Origin of the sequence: Labilibaculum antarcticum (assembly GCF_002356295.1) — a bacterium.
GTDB lineage: Bacteria > Bacteroidota > Bacteroidia > Bacteroidales > Marinifilaceae > Labilibaculum > Labilibaculum antarcticum.
The window spans coordinates 1607657-1632951 of sequence record NZ_AP018042.1; the positions used below are offsets into that span (position 1 = coordinate 1607657).

The window sequence follows — 25295 nt, forward strand, 5'->3', positions numbered from 1 at the left end:
TAAGACTGAGAGGTCTGCAAGATGGCTAAAATACAGGAAGAAACAAAAAAACACATTTGTGTGCACTGCGGCGATGACTGTGGTTCACATCCCGTTATTTGGGATGAGAAGCCATTTTGTTGCAATGGCTGTTCTACTGTATATCAAATTCTGCACGAAAATGAACTTTGTACCTATTACGATTTTGAATCCAACCCAGGAATTAAGATTGAATCAGGAAAATACAAGGAGAAATTTGCTTTTTTAGACGATGATGAAATTGCTGATCAACTTTATGAATTCTCTGAAGGAAATATCCGTAAACTAAGCTTTTATATCCCAAGCATACATTGTAGTTCCTGTATTTGGTTGCTCGAACATCTTAGTATTTTGAATCAGGGAGTTATTAAATCGATGGTTAATTTCGTTAAAAAGGAAGTATCCATTACTTTCAATTCCGATGAGATTTCCATTCGGGAATTGGCTGAACTGCTATCTTCAATTCATTATATTCCTGAAATCACATTGGATAAACTGCAGGAAAAACAAAATGAAGGTGTAAACAAAAAGCTTCTATATAAAATTGGTATTGCTGGATTTTGTTTTGGAAACATCATGCTTTTGAGCCTGCCTGAATATGTACCAGGCCACGAGTATTTGGAAGCTCATTTCAAAGAATTCTTTGGCATGATGAATTTCTTTCTCGTTTTACCTGTTTTCTTTTACAGCGGAAGTGATTATCTATTATCTGCCGGTAAAGCAATAAAACACAAATTCATTAATATTGATGTTCCTATTTCAATGGGAATATTGATGCTATTTATTCAAAGTAGCATAGAGATTTTTACACAAACTGGTTCGGGCTACATGGATTCCCTTACCGGATTAATCTTTTTCCTTTTAATTGGAAAATGGTATCAGAACAGAACCTATCAAGCTCTTTCATTCGAACGGGATTACCGTTCCTATTTTCCGGTTGCGGTTAGTAAATTGAATAAAGGCATTGAGGTAAGCACTCCAATCGAAAAGTTACAAAAAGGCGATATCATATTAATCCGAAATCAGGAATTGATTCCTGCTGATAGTGTATTAATTAAGGGAGAAGCCCAAATTGATTACAGCTTTGTAACCGGTGAATCGAAACCAGTATTTAAAGAAAGCGGAGATCATATCTTTGCTGGTGGTAAGCAAATGGGAAGTGCCATTGAATTAACAATTGAAAAAGATGTAATTCAAAGTCGATTGACTCAATTGTGGAATCAATTTGAAGGGACAGAATCTTCAAGCACCAAGCTTAACTCATTAATTGATCAAATTAGTAAATATTTCACCATAGCGATTATTGCCATTGGAATGTTTGCTGGTATTTATTGGTTGTTGAATGATTCTACAAAAGCACTTTTTGCTTTCACATCAGTTTTAATTGTTGCCTGCCCTTGCGCTTTGGCTCTTTCAGCTCCGTTCGCTTTAGGAAATACCATGCGATTAATGGGAAGAATGGGCATCTATCTAAAAAGCTCCGACGTAGTTGAAAAATTGAATTCAATTACAAGCATTGTGTTTGACAAAACCGGAACGATAACACAAGCCGACGAAGTAAAAGTTAATTTTCATGGAGATGCATTAAGTGATACTGATAAAATCGCAGTAAAATCGTTAACAAGACATTCTACACATACGCTAAGTTCCACCTTGTATGAGTATTACAAAAGCATTCCACCTGAAACCGTTGTAGACTATAAAGAATTGCCTTCAATGGGAATTTCAGGCACAATTAATGGCCGAAAAATCAAACTGGGCTCCGCTAAATTTATTCATGAGGGGAATACCGAAACCAGTTCGCTAAATACAGAAGTTTACCTTTCGGTAGATGGAAAAATCAAAGGACATTTCGCGTTGAGTAATCAATACAGATCTGGTTTATCGGAACTCATAAATGGATTAGCACTCAAGTATGATTTGCACGTTCTTTCGGGAGACAATGATTCGGAGATGGAAAACTTGAAGCAGATATTTCCTAGCAAATCAATTATTCGCTTCAATCAGTCGCCAAACGATAAATTAGAATACATCAATAATTTAAAGAAAGAAAATAAGCGTGTTCTGATGATTGGTGATGGATTAAATGATGCCGGCGCTTTAAAAACAAGTGATGTAGGAATTTCAATAGCAGATGACATTTACCATTTTTCACCTGCTTGCGATGCCATTCTGGAAGCTTCAAAATTTCAACAATTAAAGTACTTCCTAAAAATATCAAGGAAAAGTGTTTTAGTCGTAAAACTAAGTTTTGTACTCTCTTTTCTTTACAATTTATTTGGCTTGTATTTCGCAGTACAAGGTGTATTATCTCCAATTGTTGCAGCATTGTTGATGCCAATTAGTTCCATTTCGGTAGTGGCATTTGCAACTTTTACAACCAATTATATTGCAAGATCAAAAGAGACTAACAATAAATCAAATAACGAATCAGTAGTAGAGTTTGCTAAAACAATCTCTTCATCGAGAAAACCGGTTCAACTAAATTAAATAGAAAATGAGTGTATTGTTCGTTTTAATTGGTGCTAGCATGCTCGTGGCCGGAGGATTTCTGATCGCATTTCTTTGGGCTGTGAAAAAAGGACAATATGATGATACTTATTCTCCATCTGTTCGGATTTTATTCGACGATCAGGAAAAAGAAGCACAAAAAAAAGAAAAAGAACAACAAATAGAAAAGGAAACAACTAAGAAAAACCATAAATCTTAATTTAATGGAAACACAACATTTTTCGTACGATAACAAAATCGTGAAATTTTTCGCCTACGCAACCATTATTTGGGGAGTAGTTGGAATGTCGGTAGGGCTTTTGGCAGCCTTACAATTGGCATTCCCGATTTTCAATTTCAACTTCGCCTACACTTCTTTTGGTAGAATTCGTCCAGTTCATACCAATGCGGTAATTTTCGCATTTGTAGGGAATGGAATATTTACCGCAGTATATTATTCTCTTCAGCGCTTGCTTAAAGCCAGAATGTTTAATGACAGACTGAGTTGGATCCATTTTTGGGGTTGGCAAGCCATTATCGTTTCGGCTGCAGTAACCTTTGTTTTAGGGATCACAACAAGTAAAGAATACGCTGAGCTGGAATGGCCAATCGATATTGCTCTGACTATAATTTGGGTTGTTTTTGGTTGGAACATGTTTGGTACCATTTTAAGAAGAAGAGCCGATCACTTGTATGTGGCCATTTGGTTCTATATAGCCACTTTTGTTACCGTTGCCGTTCTTCATATTGGTAATTCTATTGCCTTGCCATATAGTTGGATTCAATCTTATCCGGTTTACGCAGGTGTTCAGGATGCCTTGGTACAATGGTGGTACGGACACAATGCGGTTGCCTTCTTTCTGACCACTCCATATTTAGGATTGATGTACTATTTCTTACCTAAAGCTGCTAATCGTCCCATATATTCGTATCGCTTATCGATCATTCACTTCTGGGCATTAATATTCCTATATATCTGGGCTGGTCCTCATCACTTACTTTATACTGCTTTACCAGATTGGGCACAATCATTGGGTGTTGTTTTCTCAATTATGCTTCTTGCTCCATCGTGGGGAGGTATGTTTAACGGGTTGCTAACACTTCGTGGCGCCTGGGATAAAGTTCGCGATAGCGCAACCTTAAAATTTATGGTTGTAGCAGTAACCTGTTACGGTATGTCCACTTTCGAGGGACCAATGATGGCTCTTAAATGGGTAAACTCATTAACTCACTATACCGACTGGACAATTGCTCACGTTCACATTGGCGCAATGGGCTGGAATGGATTCCTAACATTCGGAATGTTGTACTACCTATTCCCAAAAATGTGGAATACAAAATTGTATTCAGAAAAATTAGCCAATGCACACTTCTGGATTGGCACATTAGGAATGATTTTTTATGCTCTTCCTTTATACTGGGGAGCTATTGTTCAAACCTTAATGTGGAAAGAATTTACTCCCGATGGATTACTGGCTTATCCTAATTTCTTAGAGACTCTCACACAGATTTTACCTATGTATCATGCAAGGGTGTTTGGCGGACTTCTTTATTTCTCCGGATTATTCTTAATGGTTTACAATCTATTGAAAACTGCAGCATCAGGTAAATGTGTAGATAATGAAGAAGCTTCGGCTCCTGCGATTGTTACCGACACAAAACGTGGTCAAAGCGAAGGTTTACACCGTTGGTTAGAAAGAAAGCCTATTCAATTTATGATTTTAGCTACTGTTGCGATCTTAATTGGTGGTGCATTCGAAATTATTCCTACTTATTTAATCAAATCAAATATTCCGACAATCGAGAGCGTAAAACCATACACTCCTCTGGAGTTACAGGGGCGGGACATCTATATCCGCGAAGGCTGTAACACTTGTCACTCTCAAATGGTTCGACCATTCCGTTCGGAAACAGAACGATATGGTGAGTATTCCAAAGCTGGGGAATCAGTTTACAATCATCCACACTTGTGGGGATCGAAACGTACCGGACCCGATTTGGCTCGCGAGGGGGTTCCTGGTGGAAAAATGTACAAGACTAATGTTTGGCACTATAACCACATGTTGGATCCACAAAAAATGAATGCTCAATCCATCATGCCAAAATATCCTTGGCTGATAAAAGATAAGTTGGATATTTCATCGACTCCTGCAAAAATTCGAGCGATGACTACCTTAGGTGTTCCTTATGCGCCAGGTTACGATCAGCTTGCAAATGATGATTTACAAAAACAAGCAGAGGAAATTGCTGCCGATCTTAAAAATTCAGGTGTTGAAGTAGCAAGTGACAAAGAAATACTCGCTATAATTGCCTATTTGCAACGTTTGGGTCGGGATATTTCAGTTGGAAACTAGATATGAGATTTAAAATATGAGAATTGAGAAAAATACTCTTATAATTATTTTATCTCACTTCTCATATCTCTCATCTAAAACGAATAAATATGGAACGTCAATGATTAAATAATTATTAACTCACATACGAGAATGATTATTTACTCATAGAAAGTTCTCCCGATAAATCGGGACAGGCTATCTGACCATAAAATAAAAAATATAAACAGATGAAAATAGTTAGTCATTATTTACAGGGAATTGCAGATGTAGGATTTTTCCCAAGCATCTCTTTACTGATTTTCTTCCTGTTTTTTATAGGAATGCTTTGGTGGGTTTTTAGAAAAAGCAACAAAGAATTCTTTACAAAAATGGAAAGTTATGCCCTTGACGAGGATGGTGTAAATCCATCATCGGAAGCAAAAGAATAAATTGGCCCAAAATCGAGATAAAATGGAGAAAAAAGATAAATTCTTAGAAGAAAACGAGCATCTAATGAGCGATCATGATTATGATGGAATTAGAGAATTAAACAACCCAATGCCAACATGGTGGCGTTACTTATTCTATATCACAATCATTTTTTCAGCAGTATACATGTTTCGTTATCATGTGTTTGGTGACGATTTACAAATAGATGAATACAATAAAGAAATGGCTCTTGCCGAAGCTAATAAACCGAAGGCTTCCTTTGATGAAAACGCACTTGTTCTAATGACAGATGCAGGAAATCTTGGAAAAGGAAAAGCCATTTACGACAAAAACTGCATTGCCTGCCATGGAACTGTAGGTGAAGGAAATGCAATTGGACCAAACCTTACCGACAAATATTGGTTGAATGGTGGCAGTCTTAAAGATGTTTACCAAATCATTAAAATAGGAAAACCTATGAAGGGTATGTTAGCCTGGCAAAACCAATTATCGCCTGAACAGATGCTTCAAGTTACCAGCTATACTTTGAGCTTGCAAGGAACAAATCCGGCAAACGGAAAAGAGGCTCAAGGTGAATTGGCAGAATAATATGTAAGCTTCAAGCTATTAGTTACAAGCTTCGAGTAATTCAACTTGGAGCTTATAACCAATTCATAAATAAAACAATAATGGCGCCAAAAAATCCATATACTGGCTATCGCGACCAACTTGCTACTCTAAGTGAGTCGGGAAATCGCAGATGGGTATACGCACAAAAACCAAAAGGAAAATTATACAACTATCGGAATCTCGTTAGCTATACCCTGCTGTTTCTGCTCTTTGCAATTCCGTTTGTAAAGCTAAATGGTGAGCCATTTTTATTATTGAATATTCTGGAGCGTAAATTTATTTTGTTTGGGGTTCAATTTTGGCCTCAGGATTTTCATCTCTTTCTGTATTCCATGATTACACTTTTTGTATTTGTGGTACTGTTTACTGTTAGCTATGGGCGAATATGGTGTGGTTGGACTTGTCCGCAAACTGTGTTTTTAGAATTTATTTTCAGAAGAATTGAGTACTTAATTGAAGGAAATCCAAGCCAACAACGTAAGTTAAATTCCCAATCAATGAATTTCGAAAAGTTTTGGAAGAAAAGTCTAAAACTAATTCTGTTTTACACAATATGCTTTTTAATTACCAATGCCTTTTTATCTTATATCATTGGCATTGATCAGCTATTGGAAATAATGAAAGCTCCGATCTCTGAACACAGTGTTGGATTTACTGTGTCGGTTTTATTTTCAGTCGTTATGTTCTTTGTTTTCACCAAATTGCGCGAGCAAGTATGCTCGATGATTTGCCCTTACGGACGACTGCAAGGTGTACTATTAGATTCCAATTCGATTGTTGTTGCTTACGACTACAAACGAGGGGAAGAAAGAGCTCCCCTTGAGGCTGGTGAAGATCGAAAAGAAGATGGCAAAGGAGATTGTATTGACTGTTATCAATGTGTTAATGTTTGTCCTACGGGGATTGATGTTCGTGATGGCACTCAATTGGAATGCATCAACTGTACTGCCTGCATAGATGAATGCAATTCTGTTATGGAATGGGTCGGAAAACCGAAAGGCTTAATTCGATTCGATTCTGAAAAAAATATAGCCGAAGGCAAAAAACAAAAATGGCCGGCCCGTAAGATTGCATACACAGTCGTTCTTTGCATTTTATTGGGAATTGTTGCAGCACTTTTTGCTTCCCGAAGTGATTTAGAAGCAATCATATTACGAGCTCCTGGTTTGATGTATCAAGATCAGGATAATGGCAAAATTAGTAATATGTACAACTTCAAAGTCGTTAATAAAACTTCTGTTGATATTCCTATTCATTTTAAAATCATGAATCACGAAGGAGATATCCTGATTATTGGGAAAGAAATGAATGCTGTAGCCAGTTCGATAAAAGAAGGTGTGTTCTTTGCCATTCTTCCTCCTAAAGAAATTACAAGCGACAACATTCCAATTACCATTGGCGTATATTCCGGGGAACGATTAATAGAAGAAGTTAAGCTGACTTTCGTTGGACCGAACTAAGAAGAACAATTAGCAGTGAACAGTGAATATTCGGAATTTTCAATTCCTTAAAACGGAATTACAAATCCTGAAACTCAAAACCTGTAGATTACAAATCGACAGGAGCATCAAATATTAAAAAGGATAAAAATGAAAAAAATGAGTTGGGGCACAAAGCTTGGAATAGGAGCTTCGATATATGTTATCGGAATTCTTGCATTTGTTGGCTTTAGTACAACACAGCAGATCAACCTGGTTTCTAAAGATTACTATCCTAAAGAGGTAGAATATCAGAAACAAATTGATAAGATTAAGAATGCAAAGCAACTGAAAGAAGATGTTCAAATTATCCAGGAAAATGGTAAGCTTCAAATTCAATTCCCAGCTAAAATGCACAATCAGGTAAAAGGTGAAATCATTTTTTATCGGCCTTCGAATTATCAATCAGATATTAAATGTGCTATTGAAATTGATGAAACCGGTTTCCAGGAATTAAATACCGATCAGTTATTAAAGGGAATGTATAAGATTAAAATAGATTGGGAACACGATGGCATTGGATATTATAAAGAAGAGGCTATTTATCTCAATAAATAAAATACCTCATCCCCTATCGCCTTCTCCTTGTGGAGAAGAGAGAACAATACATTAAAGTTTCCCTCTCCTTGAGGAGAGGGATTAAGGGTGAGGCATACACGTACAAAAAATAAAATAATGATATATCTATCAGCATTAATATTGGGACTTATGGGCAGTTTTCACTGTGTGGGAATGTGTGGTCCTATTGCATTGGCAATTCCTTTGAAAACAACTTCATGGCTGGCAAGAATTTCAGGTGGTGTAATTTACAACATTGGCCGTGCCCTTACCTATGCCTTTATGGGAGCTATTTTTGGTCTTTTGGGGCGAGGTTTGGTGATGAGTGGATTTCAACAATGGGTATCTGTTATCATGGGCGCTATCATGATTCTTTCGGTTATTACCCCTTCCATTTATAAGAATCGCTTTAACGCTGAAAAAGGTTTGTTCTCCTTTGTTGGCAAAGTAAAACTCTCATTAGGAAAGTTATTTACTCAACGAAGTTATGGATCGCTTTTTTTGATTGGATTGCTAAATGGATTACTTCCTTGCGGATTGGTTTACGTTGCTATCGCAGCGGCAATCGCAACAGGATCGGCTGCTGGCGGTGGGCTTTTCATGTTTATTTTTGGCTTGGGAACTCTTCCGATGATGTTAGCGATTTCGCTTATTGGTAATTTAATAACTCTTGAACTGAGAAAAAAAATAACTCGTTTGATTCCTTATGCAATTGTTTTTATTGGTGTTCTATTCGTTCTTCGCGGATTGAGTTTAGGAATTCCTTTTTTAAGTCCTCCGGAGAAAGCAATGACAGTGCCTACTGAACAAGTGGATGTGACGAAACCAAAACCGGATTGTTGTCATTAAGAAAATAAAAAGAGGCTACATCCATTTAGTATATAGCCTCTTCGCAAGTTTTGAGAAAAATCGAAAATAAATTTTCAATAAACTTTATTTGATTAGAGCTTTTAACTCTTCAACTGTTTTAGCCATTACAATTCCAGGAATTTCTACCGGAGCTCCAACTTCTGCTATAAAAGTACCTTTTACTTCCCCTTTTTTAAAAGTTGTAAAACCAATTCTGTACAATCCTACAGTTAATGCTTTCAAAGGATTACCGACAACACTCTTATATCTTAGCAATGAATTGTATTTTGTTCCTCTTGGAGTTTTTGGCATTTCACTGCTATCATCATTTTTAGCCAATGAAAACCATTTCGCACCTTTTACTTTTTCAGCAGAAATACTTTCAGCTGTAACAATATCAGAACGTTCCAAAGTGATATAAGTATCAAAATAGTCTTCCGATTCAGCATTAGCGGTATAAACATCCGAAACTATTGCATCTTTTACCTTGGTTTTACCAACTGGAGACATCATTCGAACACCTAATTCAGGAGCCACTGCTGGAACCCACAAATAAATAAAGTAAAATTTCTTGCCATCAATCACCTCATCTTCGGTGTCTTTAGCTGCGTATCCCAAATACGAAACAACATCTGTGTAAGGTACTTTAATAGTTTTAGGTCCCATTTTCTTTTCGGTTAAACTACCAAATTCACCTAGTTTTTGTGCTTGAGAAGGTGCTACAACGGCTAAGGCTAGTGCCAAAATCAAAATTAATCTCATCATCACCAAAATCTTACAGAAATAATCAGCCTATCAACAAACACTATAATTTAACTTATTATTTACATATCAAAACACATAACTTAACATCACGCTCCCACATCATAATGTATTCACAACACCAATCAATTATTTACCCTCATAAATAAAATTTTGAAAATAATCATTTTCATATTTCTCCAAATAATTCACACGAGAATTTATTTTTATTGTTTCCAACCAGGATATCTCGTAAATTAAAGGAACTTAAAGTTTAACCTTTTGATATTCTAACACTATGAGAAAAATCCTTAACAACTTGTTGACTTTTTTCAACAACACAGAAGAAGACACCTTTTACTATGTAAGAATTGAACGAAATGACAAATGCTTCTGCAATAGCGGTAAAAAATACAAAGTTTGTCATTACCCCGATCATCAGAAGAAAGGTAAGGTTGCAGTTAAAAAAATTAGTGAAACAAGCGCAGAAGAACAGATTAAAGTTCTAAGTGTAAAACGACTCCGTAAAGAATATTATCGTGTAAAATCGAATGTGCATTAAAATACAGCAAGCTTTTGGCTTATGGAAAAGTATATCATAGCCAAAAGCTTATTTATCGCTTTACAGCCTCAACCTCTTCCAGAGAAACCTGTCCGTAATCATTCCCCCATGAATTCAGAATATAATTAAAAACGGCAACCAATTCCTTATCGGTTAAACCTGATGCAGGCATTAAACTGTTGTACTTTACGCCGTTCACTTTAATGGGTTTATTACTTCCGAATTTTACCATTTTAATGGCATCTTCCCTGTTTTTTTTCAGGTAATCCGAATTAGCCAGAGGAGGAAAAACCTTTTCAATTCCACCCCCTTTAATCATATGACAATTCATGCACTTGGCCCGGTACAATTGCTCCCCTTTTTCTAGTTCATTTGTCGATATTTCGGACTCCACGACTTCATTCTTCGCCGTTTTCTTTTCCGATCCTCCACAAGAGATTAAAAAAAATGCAATTGTTAAAAATATTACGTTCTGCTTATTCATAGTCCTTATTCTTTTTTAGATCCAGTAAAAATAGTAAACACACACCAAACAATCAAAATTATTCTACCATCTAAATAGCTAACTACCGCAAAAAAAGCCGTTTAACCATAAGAACCCATCAAATATTTTTATATATTTATATAGATCAGAATAATGATTATCACAATAATTGCCCCATTTCATTCCTTACCCTTAAAACTATGGAGGATTACTTATGAAACTTAAAATTATTGTTTGTCTTTTATTAATACTAAAGACAACTTCATCATTTAGCCAAGATGCCAAAGATTTGTATTACGACATGGAAGTTGGTGTCATAGAGCATCTTGATGACACCATTCCACAAAACATACAGTTAACCAACGAAGCAGGCGAATTGGTCTTTCTAAAGGATCAAATTGACAAACCAACTGCAATTGTATTTGTCTACTTCAGATGTCCTGGAATTTGCAGTCCACTTATGGATGGTTTGGCAGATGTCATCCAAAAAAGTGATTTGAATATCGCTGAAGATTATCAAGTCATCACAATAAGTTTCGATCCAACAGAAACCTATGATCTTGCAGTTAAAAAGAAGAACAACTACAAATCCTTAATTAAAGGAAAAAACACACAAGAGGGTTGGAAGTTTTATACAGGCGATAGTCTTAATATCGCCAAAGCTACAAAAGCACTGGGCTTTAGATATAAAAGAGTCGGCAATGAATTCACTCATGCCGCTACGGTTATTATTACCAGTCCCGAAGCAAAAATTACCCGCTATTTAAATGGAACCTATTTTTTACCCTTTGAATTTAAGCTAGCCATAATGGAAGCTTCCAAAGGCCAAACAGGACCAACCATTAACAAAATACTTCAATATTGTTACTCCTACGATCCTGTAGGACAAGCCTACGTTTTAAATGTCACCAAAGTAACAGGAACCATTATCTTAGTTATGGGACTAATCGTTTTTCTGTTGTTAGTATTTAAAAAACCTAGAAAGAAACAGCATCAGTAAGCCACAAATTCCTCAGATTAACACAACTATTATCTGCAAGAATCTGTGAAATCGGTGATTGTAAAATAAGATAAAACTATACATATGTCTGATACCGTAATTCAAAACCATGAGCCCAATTACCTTGAATATAAGGGACGATACAAAGGTATATTTGCATGGATTTTCTCAACAGACCATAAACGAATTGGCTTGTTGTATTTATACAGTATGCTGGTGCTTTTTAGTATAGCAGCTATTCTGGGGCTACTAATGAAAATAGAGTTAATTGCCCCTGGCAGAACCATTATGGATGCCCAAACCTACAACAGCTTTTTTACCCTTCACGGGATAACCATGATTTTTTTAATTGTAGTTCCTGGCTTGCCGGCTGTGTTTGGCAATTTCTTTCTGCCTCTGATGATTGGGGCAAAAGATGTAGCTTTCCCTAAGCTCAACCTTTTATCCTGGTGGATCTATATTTTAGGAGCTGCGATTGCTCTTTCGGCTCAGTTCTTTGGTGATGGTCCTCCTGATACCGGATGGACATTTTATGCGCCCTACAGTTTTAGAACCGGCACCAATATGTTGCCTGCTGTAACCGGTGCCTTTATATTGGGTTTCTCATCTATTGCAACAGGAATCAACTTTATAGTAACCATGCACCGAATGAGAGCACCGGGAATGGACTGGATGAAAATGCCTCTTTTCCCTTGGGCTTTATACGGAACCAGCTGGATTCAAGTACTCGCAACTCCAATTGTTGGTGTTACCTTATTAATGATTGTATTGGAACGTACCATGCAAATCGGTTTTTTCGATCCTGCTTTGGGTGGCGACCCAATTTTATATCAGCATTTATTCTGGATTTACTCCCACCCTGCCGTTTACATCATGATATTACCTGCTATGGGTGTGATTTCTGAAATTATACCCACATTCGCCCGAAAAACCATTTTTGGATACAAAGCAATCGTAATATCAACCCTTGCCATCGCATTTGTAGGCTACTTTGTATGGGGACACCACATGTTTACATCAGGAATGAGTGGAACAGCTTTGTACACTTTCTCGATTCTAACATTTTTGGTTGCTATTCCAAGTGCTATTAAAATATTTAACTGGGTGGCTACTCTTCACAAAGCATCCATCGATATTCAAACGCCTTTTTTATGGGCACTTTGCTTTCTTTTTGTATTCATGATTGGTGGATTATCAGGGATGGTATTGGGTGCTTTATCGGCTAACGTTCATTTACACGATACCGCATTTGTAGTTGCTCACTTCCATTTCATTGTTTTTGGGGGTACCGGATATGCATTTTTTGGAGCTTTGCATTATTGGTATCCTAAAATGTTCGGTAGAATGTACGACAAAGGCTGGGCGAATATTGGTTTGGCTATCTTCTTCACAGGCTTTAACACGCTATATCTTCCGATGTTCTATTTAGGAATGATTGGAATGCCTCGCAGGTATTACGACTATGTTGAAGAATTTCACGGCCCCAATATCGTATCCTCATTTGGAGCCATGCTCATGATTTCCGGCTTGGTAATTATCATCACCAATTTGGTTCGATCGGCACGTAAAGGAGAAATTGCAGAAGCCGATCCATGGAAAAGTAAAACCTTGGAATGGACAGTTGCTAGTCCTCCACCTTTAGAAAATTTCGCTGAAATTCCAGTAGTAACCAAACGACCATACGACTATGAATAAGCCTGCACACATTGATGAACACCGAGACGATGAAGGTGCGAAAACAGGAATGTGGATCTTCATATTTACTGAATTAATCCTTTTTGGCGGATTGTTTATCGTCTATTCGGTATACCGATACTTAAACCCGGCCGCTTTTCATTTGGCTGCCGAGGAGCTAGATACTTTTATTGGCACAGTAAATACCGTAATTCTTCTGGTCAGCAGTATGACTATTGCGATGTCGATAAGTGCCATACAGTACAAAAATAAGAAGCTCACACTGATATTAATGAGTGTTACCATTTTATTAGCGGCTGTATTTATGGTGAATAAATATTTTGAATGGAGCGGGAAAATATCACATGGCATATACCCTGGTAGTCCAACACTGATGGAAGCCAGTCAGGGAGAAATCTTGTTTTTTGGCTTGTATTACGCCATGACAGGTCTTCACGCTATCCATATTATTATTGGAGTCGCTTTTATTGCCTACGTAATGGTATTGGTTGCAAAAGATGAGATTCAACACGACAATTTTGTCATTCTTGAAAATAGCGGATTGTATTGGCATTTGGTCGATCTTATTTGGATTTTCCTTTTCCCCTTATTCTACCTAATCACTTAATTGTACGACCATGGAAAAAGAACATACCCACATTGTAAAATACAAAACCTATGTATTCGTTCTAATTGCTTTGCTTTTTATGACATTCGCTTCGGTTGCCATAACAAGTATCAATTTAGGCCCTTACACAGTTTCTGCAGCCTTACTACTGGCAAGTATCAAATCAATACTCGTTTTACTGATTTTCATGCACCTTAAGTTCGATAAAAAGTTCTATTCCCTTATGGTAGGCGGAGTGTTACTACTATTTGCCTGTGTTATTTTCATTACATTCTTAGACTACTTATACCGATAGATTATGACTTCCAAAGCAATACCCGATGCTTCTAATTTTGTAAAAGGTGTAGATACCTCTTTCGAGGTAATATTAGGAATTATTTTCTTTTTCCTCATCGCCATTACAGCTACCATGATTTACTTCGTATTTCGCTATCGAAAAGAAAGGAATCCGGTAGCCACTCAAATCCACGGAAGTGTTCCCCTTGAAATACTGTGGACAGTTATCCCAACCATATTGGTGATGGTCATGTTCTATTACGGATGGATGGGATACAAGCCAATGAAAGAGGTTCCTGATGATGCTTTTGTGATAAAGAGCGTTGGAAGAATGTGGAATTGGCAGTTTGAATATGAAAATGGAAAAAAAACAGATACTCTATATGTTCCTTTGGATCGTGCTGTAAAATTAGACTTGGTTGCGCTGGATGTGATACACAGTTTATACATTCCTTCCTTTAGATTAAAACAGGATATTGTTCCCGGAAAAGAACAAATGATGTGGTTCATACCCGGACGTGAAGGTGAATATGATGTGTTTTGTACCGAATATTGTGGCTTGCAACATTCCTCCATGCAAACTTCTGTTATTGTGATGCCACAAGATAAATTTGATAGCTGGTACATCGATACTACCAAAACGGTTACACTTATATCGGATAGACCAGGAGCCTTAGGTCTAACTATCGTAAAGAAAAATGGATGTTTGGCTTGTCATTCTTTGGATGGATCTAAATTGGTTGGTCCTAGCTGGAAAAACTTATATGGCAAAACCGAAACTGTTGTCAGTAAGGGTGAAACAAGAGAACAAACCATTGACAGAGCCTATATAATTAACTCGATATACAATCCAAACGATGATATCGTAAAAGGCTTTAGTAAAGGATTAATGCTTTCCTATAAAAACGAATTACAAGAAAGTGATATTGATGAGATCATTGAATTCATGAAAACTCTTAACGACTAAATATCAAATTACAGTCAGCATATGCATACAAGCACTAAAATATCCACGCTCTCTGAATTGGGGAAAATTAAAATCGCTATCCCAATAGCCATTTCCTGTTTCACTGGGTATTTACTATATGCTTCGGAATTCTCTCTGGATATGGCTTATGTCGTGTTTGGTATTTTTCTGATTGTTGCAGGAGCTTCTGCTTTAAACCACATTCAGGAGCATAAAAAAGATGCCTTAATGGATCGCACCAAGTTCCGTCCCATCCCATCCGGCAAAATCAGCATTTCCGAAGCCGTTAAATGGAGTGTTTTCTTCCTGCTTTCAGGCTGTGGCCTTTTGGCTTTAGGAGGCACTACCGGAAGTTTATGGCTAGCCATTTTTTCAATCTTTTGGTACAATCTGGTTTATACTCCATTAAAGCAAGTTTCAGCATTTGCCGTTGTTCCAGGAGCGTTAAGCGGTGCATTCCCTCCAATGATTGGTTACGTAGCGGCAGGTGGTAATTTTTTGGATTGGCCAATTTTGGCTCTGTCTTTTTTCTTCTTTATCGGGCAAATACCCCATTTTTGGCTCTTACTACTACTCTATGGCGAAGATTATAAAAAAGGTGGCTTTAAAGTACTGATAGATGTGTTTAGCGTGAAACAAATTCACAACATCACCTTAATATGGATATTGGCAACAATCATGGTCGCTTTGCTGCTCCCCATCTTTGATGTTCTCTCGTCAAAAGTGCTCATTTGGTCTTTACTGGCGATGTCTTTATTCATCATCCCGAGCAGTTTTGTCCTTTTAAAAAATTACGACCGAACAACCGTTCGTAAATTATTTTTACAACTGAATCTATACTTCCTCATCATCATGATCCTAATTAGTATCGACAAACTTTACTTTTAGTAGTGTAACTTTATTGTTATCAGAGACTAGACATTTACACCAATCCTTTTTATATTTAGACTTCAACTAAACCAAATTCAGATGAAAAAGATTTTATTAGTAGTATTTGCAATTGGCTTCCTGGCCGCTTGTCAGTCGAATACTAAAAAAGTGAGTGACGATTCAAAAGCAGAAACTACTCAGGTGGTAGAATCTGAAACAATGGAATTGACTGTAACAGGAATGACTTGCACTGGCTGCGAAAACACAATTAAAAATGGCTTACAACAAATTGATGGTGTTCTTGAAGTGGAGGCTTCCCATACAAGTGGTAAAGTAAACGTGAAGGTGGAAAAAGATAAGCTTAAGCGTGAAGAAATTGAACAGCAAATTGAGACCATTGGTTATCACGTAGAAAAGTAAAATCAGATACTGCGAAGCTACATTGCAAAGAGGATGTCCAAAAAGGAATATTTCGCACCAGATTGTCATGTTGAGCGAAGTCGAAACATCTGTTTTTCAAAGTGAAAGATTCTTCGACTAGCTCAGAATGACAATAGAACGATACTTTTTGCACACCCTCTTTTTCCTTTCCACAATTAGCCCAAAGCCATACTTTAGCTGCGAATTTGCACCCGATGCAAAATGATACCGATAAGTATTTACATTGAAAATCGCCCCGATCTATCCCTATTTAGACTAATAATTAATAGCTCAGGGCGTGCCCCTCAATACTTCGGGTCGGGCTTTCCGTTGCTGCCGATAGCTATCGGAACCCTCACGCAAATTCCTATCGAAACCAATCCTCAATTATGATCCCTATTTACCGGGAGAAATGATTGAGTAATTTTAAATAGTAATATGTATTGTTCAACTAAAAAAAATGCTACATTTGTTAGGCATCTTGCAAAAAATAAAGATAAGTGAGTTATAGTAAGGAACATGACAATAGCAAACAAGAGCCTTTTGATCAATACCAATAGGCGAAAATCCTAAGGATATTGTTTTTTGATCAATGAATATATCGTTAAAGCCTGAAAAATTAGTTTTTCACTCAATGTGAATATGACAAGGCTTGAAAAATTGATTTTTGACCCAATGTCAAAATGACAAAAGTGATATAAGACGCATCGCATCTTAGCCACTTGGTCATAACACATTTTTATTTTTACAGACTAAATTTAATAATATGGGAATTATAACGAAACTTGCAATTTTAATGATATTAATGGTAATTATTTCAGTGCCTTTTCAAATTAGTATTGTTCAGACATTACAGAAAAAAGGATATGACGCTTCAATTTTCCTATTCAAATCTTCAAACCTTAGAAAGTTCAGAAAGATAATGCTAAATGAAAATGAGAAGAGTATTAAGTTAAGAATGAAACTAACCTACTTTGGTTATATCATCCCAATACTGACAGGAATTTCTTGTTTTATTACAATTATTGTAATTACAGCATTAACTAAATGATAGGTATATCTCTTAATGATAAAAAAGTTGAAATTATTTCCGATATTACAGTTCGGTTTATTGCTCATGACAATTATAAGACCTTGGATGGTGTAATTTCAAGTTTGAAAAAGTGACTTGATAATTATTCTAATAATGAGAAATGACAATTTATTTATCATATATTGTAGACAGAAATATAAAATAAAAACTGGCTATAACAAAAGTAACCGTTGCACAACCAAATAGTATTTCTAAAAAATAAGATGTAAGCTTTAAAAGTTTGCTAATTAGCAAGCTTTAAAAGCTTCATTTTTCAGGTTAAAAATCTAGATTTTTTAAATTATTGAAGGAGTAAGATGATGCTAAAGCAAAACATTATAAATATTTTAATTTTAGTTGGCTAAAGCCAAACTGCAATAGATAAAAACCACAAAGCATTAACTAATGCAATTAGAAAATCAGACTGTTTATTGCTCCTGTTTCCAGGCAACTGATAACAGGAAAAATAAAGGCTTGAAGGCTTAAAAAGGAATTAAATGAGCCAAATTGCCGAGGGGAAAAAGTACCATCAAGCAGAAAGCTCATAATACGGTTTTAAATTTTGTGTCAATGATTAAAAATTAAAAAAAATAGCAAATGGCTGGAGAAACAAATTTGTCTGAATTAATTAAAGGAATGACTCCAAAACTAAACGATGGAGAATATGTCTTTACAACAATAAAAGATGTAAGTAAGATTGACCGAAAAGACACTATTTGTGAATTCAAAGAAAGGGAAGGAACAACTATTGTTATTGAAAAAGAGAAAGCAGATGAACTAAACTTGAGTTATGAATATATTGCCTCTTGGATTACCCTCATGATTCATTCATCTCTTGATGCTGTTGGTTTAACCGCAATATTTTCGTCGGAATTGGCAAAAAATAATATTAGTTGCAATGTAATCGCTGGATATTATCACGACCATATTTTCGTTGATAAAAAAGACTCGGACAAAGCAATTAAAGTTTTGATGAACTTATCTAAAAGTCAATCATAAAACCAGTTGCTAATGGGGTAGATAGCTAATGCTCTATTGACCGCCACTGTGCCTCTCACACCACCAGATGCTTAGCAAGCTCAGCATAAACCAAGCGGGTTTATTTACAAAATAATTTCACGATAATCCATAAGGGCACGCCCTACTTTTGTTCCTGCAGTTCAACTTTTATGTACTCAATAATTTTCCATCTGTCGGCTTGTTTAATTTGAGCACCATGAGCACCCATAACTCCAAAACCAACGGTTATTACATGGAAAATCTCACCTCGGGGAGTTGCCTTCATTACATCAGTAACTAGGCTTTTGGGAGGATAAGGATATTTTCCACTTGTAAATAGGAATCCTTTTCCGTCGCCATTCTCTCCGTGACAATAAATACAATATGTCTCAAAGAGTTTCTTTCCTCTTTGCACATCATCAGCGGTCATTTCGTTGGGATTAATAATATTTTCGCCTGCCCAAATCCTTTCTTCCGGTGTTTTTTCAAAATGATAAGGAATCATTTCTCTGGGAATAGTTCCCTCTGCCGGTAATCGCAAACTCAATCCATCTTCGAAATTAGGATTCGTAGAATAAGGTTCAAAAGCACGCGATTGAACCATATCCGGAAAATAAGAATACCCTGGATGGTTCCGGTCTTTATCACAAGACGCGAACAAAACCACAACTACCAATAAAGCACTACAATATGAAACGAATTTTTGCATAACAATTTCTTTTTTTGGTAATGAATTAAGTTTCGTAATGAAAACTTTCTTTGAGCAAAGGATCATTTTTACTTAATAGTGGTGCTTTAGCCAAAGAGGCAAATACGACAAACAAGAAACCACCAAGATATAAGCACACAAATCCTATTTCAGTGAATCCAATTTGAGCAGTTTTGCCAATTGTTCCGGGAATTACCAATAAATAGATATTCAACCATTGACCAACCAAAACAACGACTGCCATAAGCGATAACCACTTCAAATTTCGTTTTGAATTTCGTGTCATTAATCCAAGCAAAGGAATCAAAAAATTAAGAACCAGAATTGTGAAAAAAAGTACAGTATGATCATTTAATCTTGGGGCAAAATAGGCTGTTTCTTCAGGAATATGACTGTACCAGATCAACAGATACTGAGAAAACCACAAATACATCCAAAAAATACTGAATGCAAAAAGGTATTTCCCCATGTCATGAATGTGTTCTTTGTTGATGAATTCCAAGTGTCCCTTCCATTTCAAAAAGCTAATAAAAAGAATAATAGAAGCAATACCAATCTCAAAAAGCCCAATAAAAACAAACCATCCGTAAAGGGTACTGTACCAGTGTGCATCAATTGACATCAGCCAATCCCAGCTCATGGTAGAACTTGAAATGGCAAAGAAAACCATGAATAATGCGGCCAGTAACTTTCCCTTTTTATAGTATTTGATATCATTTGACAAATCTTGTTGCAAAGAATTTTTACGCAGTAATCGGGTCAACCAAATCCAAACCCCAAAATAGACAGCCATTCGAATAAAGAAGAAAGGAATATTAAGGTAAGCGGCTTTCGCCTCTAAAATTGGATCGTGCAATCCCTCATGCGACCAATGATAGATATCATGCATCCCAAAGTATAGGAGGAACATCATAATTGCTGAAATCGGCAAAAATGAAGCTAAGGCTTCGGGAATTCTTTGCAAGGCGATATGCCAACCCGAATAGGCTATTTTGTGCAATGCCTGAAACACACCTCCGAACAGAGCTATGAATAGGAAAAACAGGTTGTTAATTAAATAATTTGTCCAAAACCTCTGACTGCTGGGAGCTTCAATGAAGTACCCAAGCAAAAGCAATAGAATTCCGAATCCCCCTACTGCGAGTAGTGTAATTTGGGTTTTTCGGGAAAATGTATAATTCTTGTCCATAACCAAGTGGTTTATGTGGTTTACGATTCAATCTCCTTAATCTGCATATTCATAGCGTCTTCTTTCTCCAAAATGCCTTGCACAATAGCATCCTGACTTCCAGCCTCATCCAGATCTACTATAATCACAAAACGATCGTTGGTACTTCGTTCGTCGTGAATGACATTGTTAGCTCCTGGTCCGAGTTTCGAGCGAATAAAAAATGCGATTGCCATTCCAAAAGCAGCGAATAAAACCGTCAATTCAAAAGTGATAGGAATGAATGAAGGAATCGCAAAATGAGGTTTTCCTCCAATAAACAATGGATAATCGACCGTAAATGCCCAGGTTTGAAAGCCAAAAGCTACGGCCAAACCAATGCCTCCACAAATAAATGCTACAGTTGGCAAATTTGATCGTTTGTACCCCAAAGCAGTATCCAATCCATGAACTGGAAAAGGAGTCAAAACATCCTGAATGGACACATCCTGAGCTCTCAATTCCTTGGTAGCACGAAGAAGATTCTCCTCATCTTCAAAATAGGCTGAAATATATCTTCTCATGATTATTCGTTTTTATCCTTATTTGTAAAATTTTCCCCAGAGCTTTTCATTACGGTCTTCACCTCAGCAATTGCAATTACCGGGAATACCCGAATAAATAAAAGGAAACAGGTGAAAAATAAACCTAAGGTTCCAATAAATATTCCGACTTCAACAACAGTTGGACTATACATCGACCAACTTGAAGGCAGATAATCGCGGTGCAAAGAGGTTACGATGATTACAAATCGTTCGAACCACATTCCAATGTTGATGAAAATGGATAGAACGAAGGTAAATGCGAGATTTCGTCTCAGTTTTTTGAACCAAAGCAGTTGCGGAGAAATCACATTACAGGTCATCATGATTGCATAGGCCCACCAATAAGGTCCGGTTGCCCGATTCAGAAATGCATATTGCTCATATTCAACGCCCGAATACCAGGCAATAAACAATTCGGTGATGTATGCAATACCAACAATCGATCCTGTTGCGATAATAATTTTATTCATCGATTCAACATGACCAACGGTAATATAGCTTTCCAGATTTAATACTTTTCTAGTTATTATTAAAAGGGTCAACACCATTGCAAAGCCAGAAAAGATAGCTCCGGAAACAAAATAAGGCGGGAAAATTGTCGTGTGCCATCCCGGAATTACCGAAGTTGCGAAATCGGAACTTACAATACTGTGGACCGAGAGTACAAGCGGTGCGGCCAATCCGGCCAATATTAAACTCATGGTTTCATGTCTGCTCCAGTGTCTGGCAGATCCTGTCCAACCAAAACTCAAAAATCCGTAAATCGCTTTTTTAAATTTTGATTTCACCTTGTCGCGAATGGTTCCTATATCTGGTATTAAACCAACATACCAAAATAGAAGAGAAACACTAAAATAAGTACTGATGGCAAACACATCCCACAGCAGTGGTGAGTTGAAATTTACCCAAAGACCACGCGTATTTGGATAAGGAAACACAAAGAAAGCAAGTAGTGGACGTCCCATATGAATTAGAGGAAACAAACCGGCGCACATTACTGCGAAAAGGGTCATTGCCTCGGCAGATCGATTGATACTGGTTCTCCATTTCTGACGAAACAGTAATAATATGGCCGAAATAAACGTACCGGCATGACCGATTCCTACCCACCACACAAAGTTGGTTATTCCCCAACCCCATCCAATGGTTTTATTCAATCCCCAGGTTCCAATTCCTTGCCAAATGGTCCATCCCATCATGGCTAAGCCAAAAAACAATGCTGATATCGTGATTGTTATTCCAACGTACCAAGCTTTCCCCGCTTTTCCTTCTATTGGAGCAGAAATCTCATCAGTAATCTGTTTATACGTTTTTTTCCCCGTGATTAATGGTTCACGAATTGGCGACACATACATAAGCGTGGTTTTATAATTCGTTCGTTTTTTTATTTCTAATCTTAGTCAAATAGCTCACCGAAGGAAGCGTATGAATCTCCTCTAACAAATGATAATTTCGTTGACTCGAAGTTTCTTTGACTATCTGGCTGTCATTATCATTTAAATCTCCGAAAATGATTGCTCCAGATGGACAGGCTTGCTGACAAGCTGTCTTAATTTCTCCATCATTAACTTTTCGACCCTCAATTTTCGCATTCAATTTTCCTTCCTGAATTCGCTGCACGCACATGGAGCATTTCTCAATAACTCCTTTTGCCCGAACCGTAACATCCGGATTCAAAACCATTCGCTTTAAATCGATCGTCATTTCAGCAACATCGTGCAAATTATTTGGAATAGAATCCGCATTCGTGAAATTGAACCAATTGAAACGACGCACTTTATACGGACAGTTATTTCCGCAATAACGAGTCCCAATACAACGGTTATAAGCCATTTGGTTCAGGCCTTCGCTACTATGAGTGGTTGCCGCTACCGGACAAACATTCTCGCAAGGTGCATTATCGCAATGCTGACACATTACTGGCTGATAGGAAACATCCGGATTAAAATCGCTGCCTGAAAAATACCTGTCAATACGAATCCAAGACATTTCGTGCGCCCGAATCACTTCATTTTTACCAACTACAGGCACATTATTTTCCGCCTGGCAGGCAATAGAACAGGCACCGCAACCAACACAAGAATTTAAATCAACTACAAGTCCCCAATGATGATTTGGGAAATTTGGTTTCTTGTAAATACCTGCGTTTTCATATTTATGATGCGACTCATTTCCGGCCGCCGGATCTTTTAAATATTCTCCCAAGGAAGCTTCACGAACAATTGCTCTTCCTTCCATCGAATGATGAGTTTGAGTCATTGCCAATTCGTACTTCTCTTCTGTTAACCTGATTTCAACACCAATTGAAAAATCAATACGGGAATCATTTTTAAACTGAGATAACTTCGAAACATTAACTCCTACATTTTTACCAACCACACCACATTCTGTTCTGCCATAGCCTAAGGCAACAGCCAACGTATTGTATGCTTGTCCTGGTAAAATATATACCGGCAATTTCATTCCTGAATTCAACTCTACAACATCACCTGTCTCTAAAAGCATTTCTTCCGCTTGTTTTGGCGATATGGTTAGGTAATTGTCCCAACAAATTTTCGTTACCGGATCAGGAAGCTCCTGAATCCAAGGATTGTTTGCCATTTTCCCATCGCCCATGGCCGAGCTTTCATATACCTGAAGTTCAAAACCTGAAGATTTTGGTGTACTTGCAATTTCAGCCATCAATTCCCCAATTCCAGCCATCGAAAATCTGGTGTCGAAAACTGATTTCGTTTGAGGTTCAAAGACTCCTTTTTGCAGGCTATTGTTCCAAAAACTGATGAAATTTGGATAAGTTGTTTGAAGCGGATATAATTTCTCTTCCCAGTAATTTTTTATGAATTTTAAATAGTCGGTTTCCTGACCCGACCATGCAAGCAGTGTAGATTGAAACTGTCGGGTATTGAATAATGGACGAATACCTGGTTGCATTAAACTATAGCGACTCGTTTTAGGTTCGAGATCGTTCCAGCTTTCGATAAAATGATTATCGGGCGCTACATATTTAAAATAACCACTTGTTTCGCTTGGAGCAGCATTTAAGGATACCGAAAATGGAACTTTCTCTATTGCTTTTCCAAATTCCTCTCCTTTAAAATAATCGTATACCGGATTAACATCGTAAGAGAACAAAGCTTTTATCCTGCCCGAATTCAGATCAGAAAGTAATTGTTCCATATCCGAATCAATCGCTTGCTTGGTCAATATTTGCTTGTCAATTCGCAGAGTTGTTCCGTAATTTTCCAATTCGTAATTAATCGCATTGATCAAAACCTGAATGTTCAAATCATTTTCACCTGCAACAACCAATGATTTCCCTTTATTTGCCCATAGTTCTTTTGCCAATTCTTGAATATCATCAGTGGCATCACTTATGGAATAGGAATCTAATCCTTTTAGTTTCAAAATCTCATTGTACAATTGAGCAATCAGCATGGCTTGCTCGGAAGGTTTTACCGGAATCCGATAATCGGCATTACTTCCTGTTAGGGATAAACGCGATTCAAACTGAATGTGTCGTGACATATTTGTATTTCCATCGCTAAGCTTGCGCTTTTTGGTGTACTGACGAATGTGTTCAACAGGCATCAGCCAATTCCCTAAAAAATCTGCATCAAAACTCACAATCACATCTGCATAATCGAACCGGTAATCGCAAATTCCTGCTTTCCCAAAACACATTTCATTGGACTTTATCAATGCTGATGCAGATCGATTATCATACTGTACCCATTTCACATTTGGGTAAGATTTTAAAAACATCTCTATGACAGCCTTTGTAGATGGACTGTATATTGTCGGAGTCAAAAGAACTGCGCTTTCTTTATTTCCTTCTAATTGATTTAATTGCTGAATAATGTCTTGATCCAGCTCGTCCCAGGAAATTTTGGTATCGCCTTTCAGCGGATTTTTATATCGACTTGTATCGTATAATCCTAAAATTGAAGCCTGAACCCTTGCACTTGTCCCTCCGTAAGTAACCGAAGACAAATCGTTGCCTTCAATTTTTATTGGACGGCCTTCTCTGGTTTTTATAAGGATGCTACAATATTCACTTCCATTTACATAGGATGAGGCATAGTAATTCGCTTTCCCCGGAGTGATTTCTTCAGGTTTAATCAGATATGGAATGGCCTTTTGAACCGAATTTTCGCAGCTGGCCAATACGGTACTTATCGCAAGACTGTATCCGCAAAGCTTTAAAAAATCACGTCGGTTCGATTGCGACTTCTCATTTCCATTATCAAATATATCGAGTATTTGTTCCAGATTCCCCTTAGGCAAACTTAGCTTTTCGGGAGTATCTGATCCATTTTTACGTTCGGCAAGACTTTTCCAATGTTTCTTCATAGATAAACGATTATCAATAGGTAA

Annotated in this window: 25 protein-coding genes; 18 read left to right on the top strand and 7 right to left on the bottom strand. The window is 37.1% G+C overall.

What is annotated here, in order from left to right; all coding sequences use genetic code 11:
* The first annotated feature begins 21 nt into the window (after window positions 1–21).
* From ALGA_RS06175 to ALGA_RS06210, 8 genes are all read left to right on the top strand, one after another.
* Complete coding sequence (locus ALGA_RS06175) at window positions 22–2508, top strand: heavy metal translocating P-type ATPase (protein WP_096428498.1); 2487 nt, start codon at window positions 22–24, stop codon at window positions 2506–2508.
* Window positions 2509–2515: 7 nt separating this feature from the next.
* Window positions 2516–2728 (top strand): cbb3-type cytochrome oxidase assembly protein CcoS, encoded by a 213-nt coding sequence (gene ccoS, locus ALGA_RS06180; RefSeq protein WP_096428499.1) that lies wholly within the window; start codon window positions 2516–2518, stop codon window positions 2726–2728.
* Window positions 2729–2732: 4 nt separating this feature from the next.
* Window positions 2733–4862, top strand: a complete 2130-nt coding sequence (ccoN, locus tag ALGA_RS06185; RefSeq protein ID WP_096428500.1) for a cytochrome-c oxidase, cbb3-type subunit I — start codon at window positions 2733–2735, stop codon at window positions 4860–4862.
* Window positions 4863–5071: 209 nt separating this feature from the next.
* On the top strand, window positions 5072–5272 hold the full coding sequence (locus tag ALGA_RS06190; RefSeq protein ID WP_096428501.1) for a cbb3-type cytochrome oxidase subunit 3: 201 nt from the start codon (window positions 5072–5074) through the stop codon (window positions 5270–5272).
* A gap of 22 nt (window positions 5273–5294) precedes the next feature.
* Window positions 5295–5861: a cbb3-type cytochrome c oxidase N-terminal domain-containing protein gene (locus tag ALGA_RS06195; RefSeq protein WP_096428502.1), complete on the top strand. Its 567-nt coding sequence runs from the start codon at window positions 5295–5297 to the stop codon at window positions 5859–5861.
* Window positions 5862–5941: 80 nt separating this feature from the next.
* Window positions 5942–7342: a cytochrome c oxidase accessory protein CcoG gene (ccoG, locus tag ALGA_RS06200; protein WP_096428503.1), complete on the top strand. Its 1401-nt coding sequence runs from the start codon at window positions 5942–5944 to the stop codon at window positions 7340–7342.
* A gap of 129 nt (window positions 7343–7471) precedes the next feature.
* Window positions 7472–7918, top strand: a complete 447-nt coding sequence (locus ALGA_RS06205; RefSeq protein WP_096428504.1) for a FixH family protein — start codon at window positions 7472–7474, stop codon at window positions 7916–7918.
* 117 nt (window positions 7919–8035) lie between these two features.
* Window positions 8036–8767 (top strand): sulfite exporter TauE/SafE family protein, encoded by a 732-nt coding sequence (locus ALGA_RS06210; RefSeq protein WP_096428505.1) that lies wholly within the window; start codon window positions 8036–8038, stop codon window positions 8765–8767.
* Between the two features lie 84 nt (window positions 8768–8851).
* Here the strand turns inward: ALGA_RS06210 and ALGA_RS06215 are convergent, their stop codons facing one another.
* Window positions 8852–9532: a Lipl32 family lipoprotein gene (locus ALGA_RS06215; RefSeq protein WP_197705716.1), complete on the bottom strand. Its 681-nt coding sequence runs from the start codon at window positions 9530–9532 to the stop codon at window positions 8852–8854.
* Between the two features lie 274 nt (window positions 9533–9806).
* On the opposite strand from ALGA_RS06215, the gene ALGA_RS06220 reads away from it, so the two are divergent.
* The gene (locus tag ALGA_RS06220) at window positions 9807–10070 is read left to right on the top strand and encodes an SEC-C metal-binding domain-containing protein (RefSeq protein ID WP_096428506.1); all 264 of its coding nucleotides are present in this window, start codon (window positions 9807–9809) and stop codon (window positions 10068–10070) included.
* Between the two features lie 52 nt (window positions 10071–10122).
* Here the strand turns inward: ALGA_RS06220 and ALGA_RS06225 are convergent, their stop codons facing one another.
* Complete coding sequence (locus tag ALGA_RS06225; RefSeq protein WP_096428507.1) at window positions 10123–10554, bottom strand: c-type cytochrome; 432 nt, start codon at window positions 10552–10554, stop codon at window positions 10123–10125.
* Between the two features lie 214 nt (window positions 10555–10768).
* Here ALGA_RS06225 and ALGA_RS06230 point away from each other — a divergent pair, with 214 nt between their 5' ends.
* The 9 genes from ALGA_RS06230 to ALGA_RS06270 all read left to right on the top strand — a co-directional run bounded on the left by ALGA_RS06230 (window position 10769) and on the right by ALGA_RS06270 (window position 18460).
* Window positions 10769–11554, top strand: coding sequence for an SCO family protein (locus tag ALGA_RS06230; RefSeq protein ID WP_096428508.1), 786 nt, complete (start codon window positions 10769–10771; stop codon window positions 11552–11554).
* A gap of 84 nt (window positions 11555–11638) precedes the next feature.
* Window positions 11639–13249 (top strand): cytochrome c oxidase subunit I, encoded by a 1611-nt coding sequence (locus ALGA_RS06235; protein WP_096428509.1) that lies wholly within the window; start codon window positions 11639–11641, stop codon window positions 13247–13249.
* Window positions 13242–13856, top strand: a complete 615-nt coding sequence (locus ALGA_RS06240; protein ID WP_096428510.1) for a cytochrome c oxidase subunit 3 family protein — start codon at window positions 13242–13244, stop codon at window positions 13854–13856. The genes ALGA_RS06235 and ALGA_RS06240 overlap by 8 nt, the downstream gene beginning before the upstream one ends.
* 10 nt (window positions 13857–13866) lie before the next feature.
* Window positions 13867–14151, top strand: a complete 285-nt coding sequence (locus tag ALGA_RS06245) for a cytochrome C oxidase subunit IV family protein (protein ID WP_096428511.1) — start codon at window positions 13867–13869, stop codon at window positions 14149–14151.
* 3 nt (window positions 14152–14154) lie between these two features.
* Window positions 14155–15099: a cytochrome c oxidase subunit II gene (gene coxB / locus ALGA_RS06250; protein ID WP_096428512.1), complete on the top strand. Its 945-nt coding sequence runs from the start codon at window positions 14155–14157 to the stop codon at window positions 15097–15099.
* 21 nt (window positions 15100–15120) lie between these two features.
* Window positions 15121–15987 carry a protoheme IX farnesyltransferase gene (locus tag ALGA_RS06255; RefSeq protein WP_096428513.1) on the top strand — a complete coding sequence of 289 codons (867 nt, stop codon included), beginning with the start codon at window positions 15121–15123 and terminating at the stop codon, window positions 15985–15987.
* 81 nt (window positions 15988–16068) lie between these two features.
* Window positions 16069–16389, top strand: coding sequence for a cation transporter (locus ALGA_RS23160; protein WP_197705717.1), 321 nt, complete (start codon window positions 16069–16071; stop codon window positions 16387–16389).
* A gap of 766 nt (window positions 16390–17155) precedes the next feature.
* Window positions 17156–17440, top strand: coding sequence for a hypothetical protein (locus tag ALGA_RS06265; protein WP_096428514.1), 285 nt, complete (start codon window positions 17156–17158; stop codon window positions 17438–17440).
* Between the two features lie 618 nt (window positions 17441–18058).
* The gene (locus ALGA_RS06270; RefSeq protein ID WP_096428515.1) at window positions 18059–18460 is read left to right on the top strand and encodes an ACT domain-containing protein; all 402 of its coding nucleotides are present in this window, start codon (window positions 18059–18061) and stop codon (window positions 18458–18460) included.
* A 142-nt stretch (window positions 18461–18602) separates the two neighbouring features.
* On the opposite strand, the gene ALGA_RS06275 is transcribed toward ALGA_RS06270, so the two are convergent.
* From ALGA_RS06275 to ALGA_RS06295, 5 genes are read right to left on the bottom strand one after another with little or no spacing between them, the layout of a single operon-like run.
* Window positions 18603–19169: a c-type cytochrome gene (locus ALGA_RS06275; protein WP_162845394.1), complete on the bottom strand. Its 567-nt coding sequence runs from the start codon at window positions 19167–19169 to the stop codon at window positions 18603–18605.
* 25 nt (window positions 19170–19194) lie between these two features.
* A complete protein-coding gene (locus tag ALGA_RS06280) occupies window positions 19195–20358 on the bottom strand; it encodes a quinol:cytochrome C oxidoreductase (protein ID WP_096428517.1) in 1164 nt (387 codons plus the stop codon).
* 20 nt (window positions 20359–20378) lie between these two features.
* Window positions 20379–20900, bottom strand: coding sequence for a DUF3341 domain-containing protein (locus tag ALGA_RS06285; protein WP_096428518.1), 522 nt, complete (start codon window positions 20898–20900; stop codon window positions 20379–20381).
* Between the two features lie 2 nt (window positions 20901–20902).
* Window positions 20903–22276 (bottom strand): NrfD/PsrC family molybdoenzyme membrane anchor subunit, encoded by a 1374-nt coding sequence (gene nrfD, locus ALGA_RS06290; RefSeq protein WP_096428519.1) that lies wholly within the window; start codon window positions 22274–22276, stop codon window positions 20903–20905.
* A gap of 10 nt (window positions 22277–22286) precedes the next feature.
* On the bottom strand, window positions 22287–25271 hold the full coding sequence (locus ALGA_RS06295) for a Fe-S-cluster-containing hydrogenase (protein WP_096428520.1): 2985 nt from the start codon (window positions 25269–25271) through the stop codon (window positions 22287–22289).
* Window positions 25272–25295 lie beyond the last annotated feature (24 nt).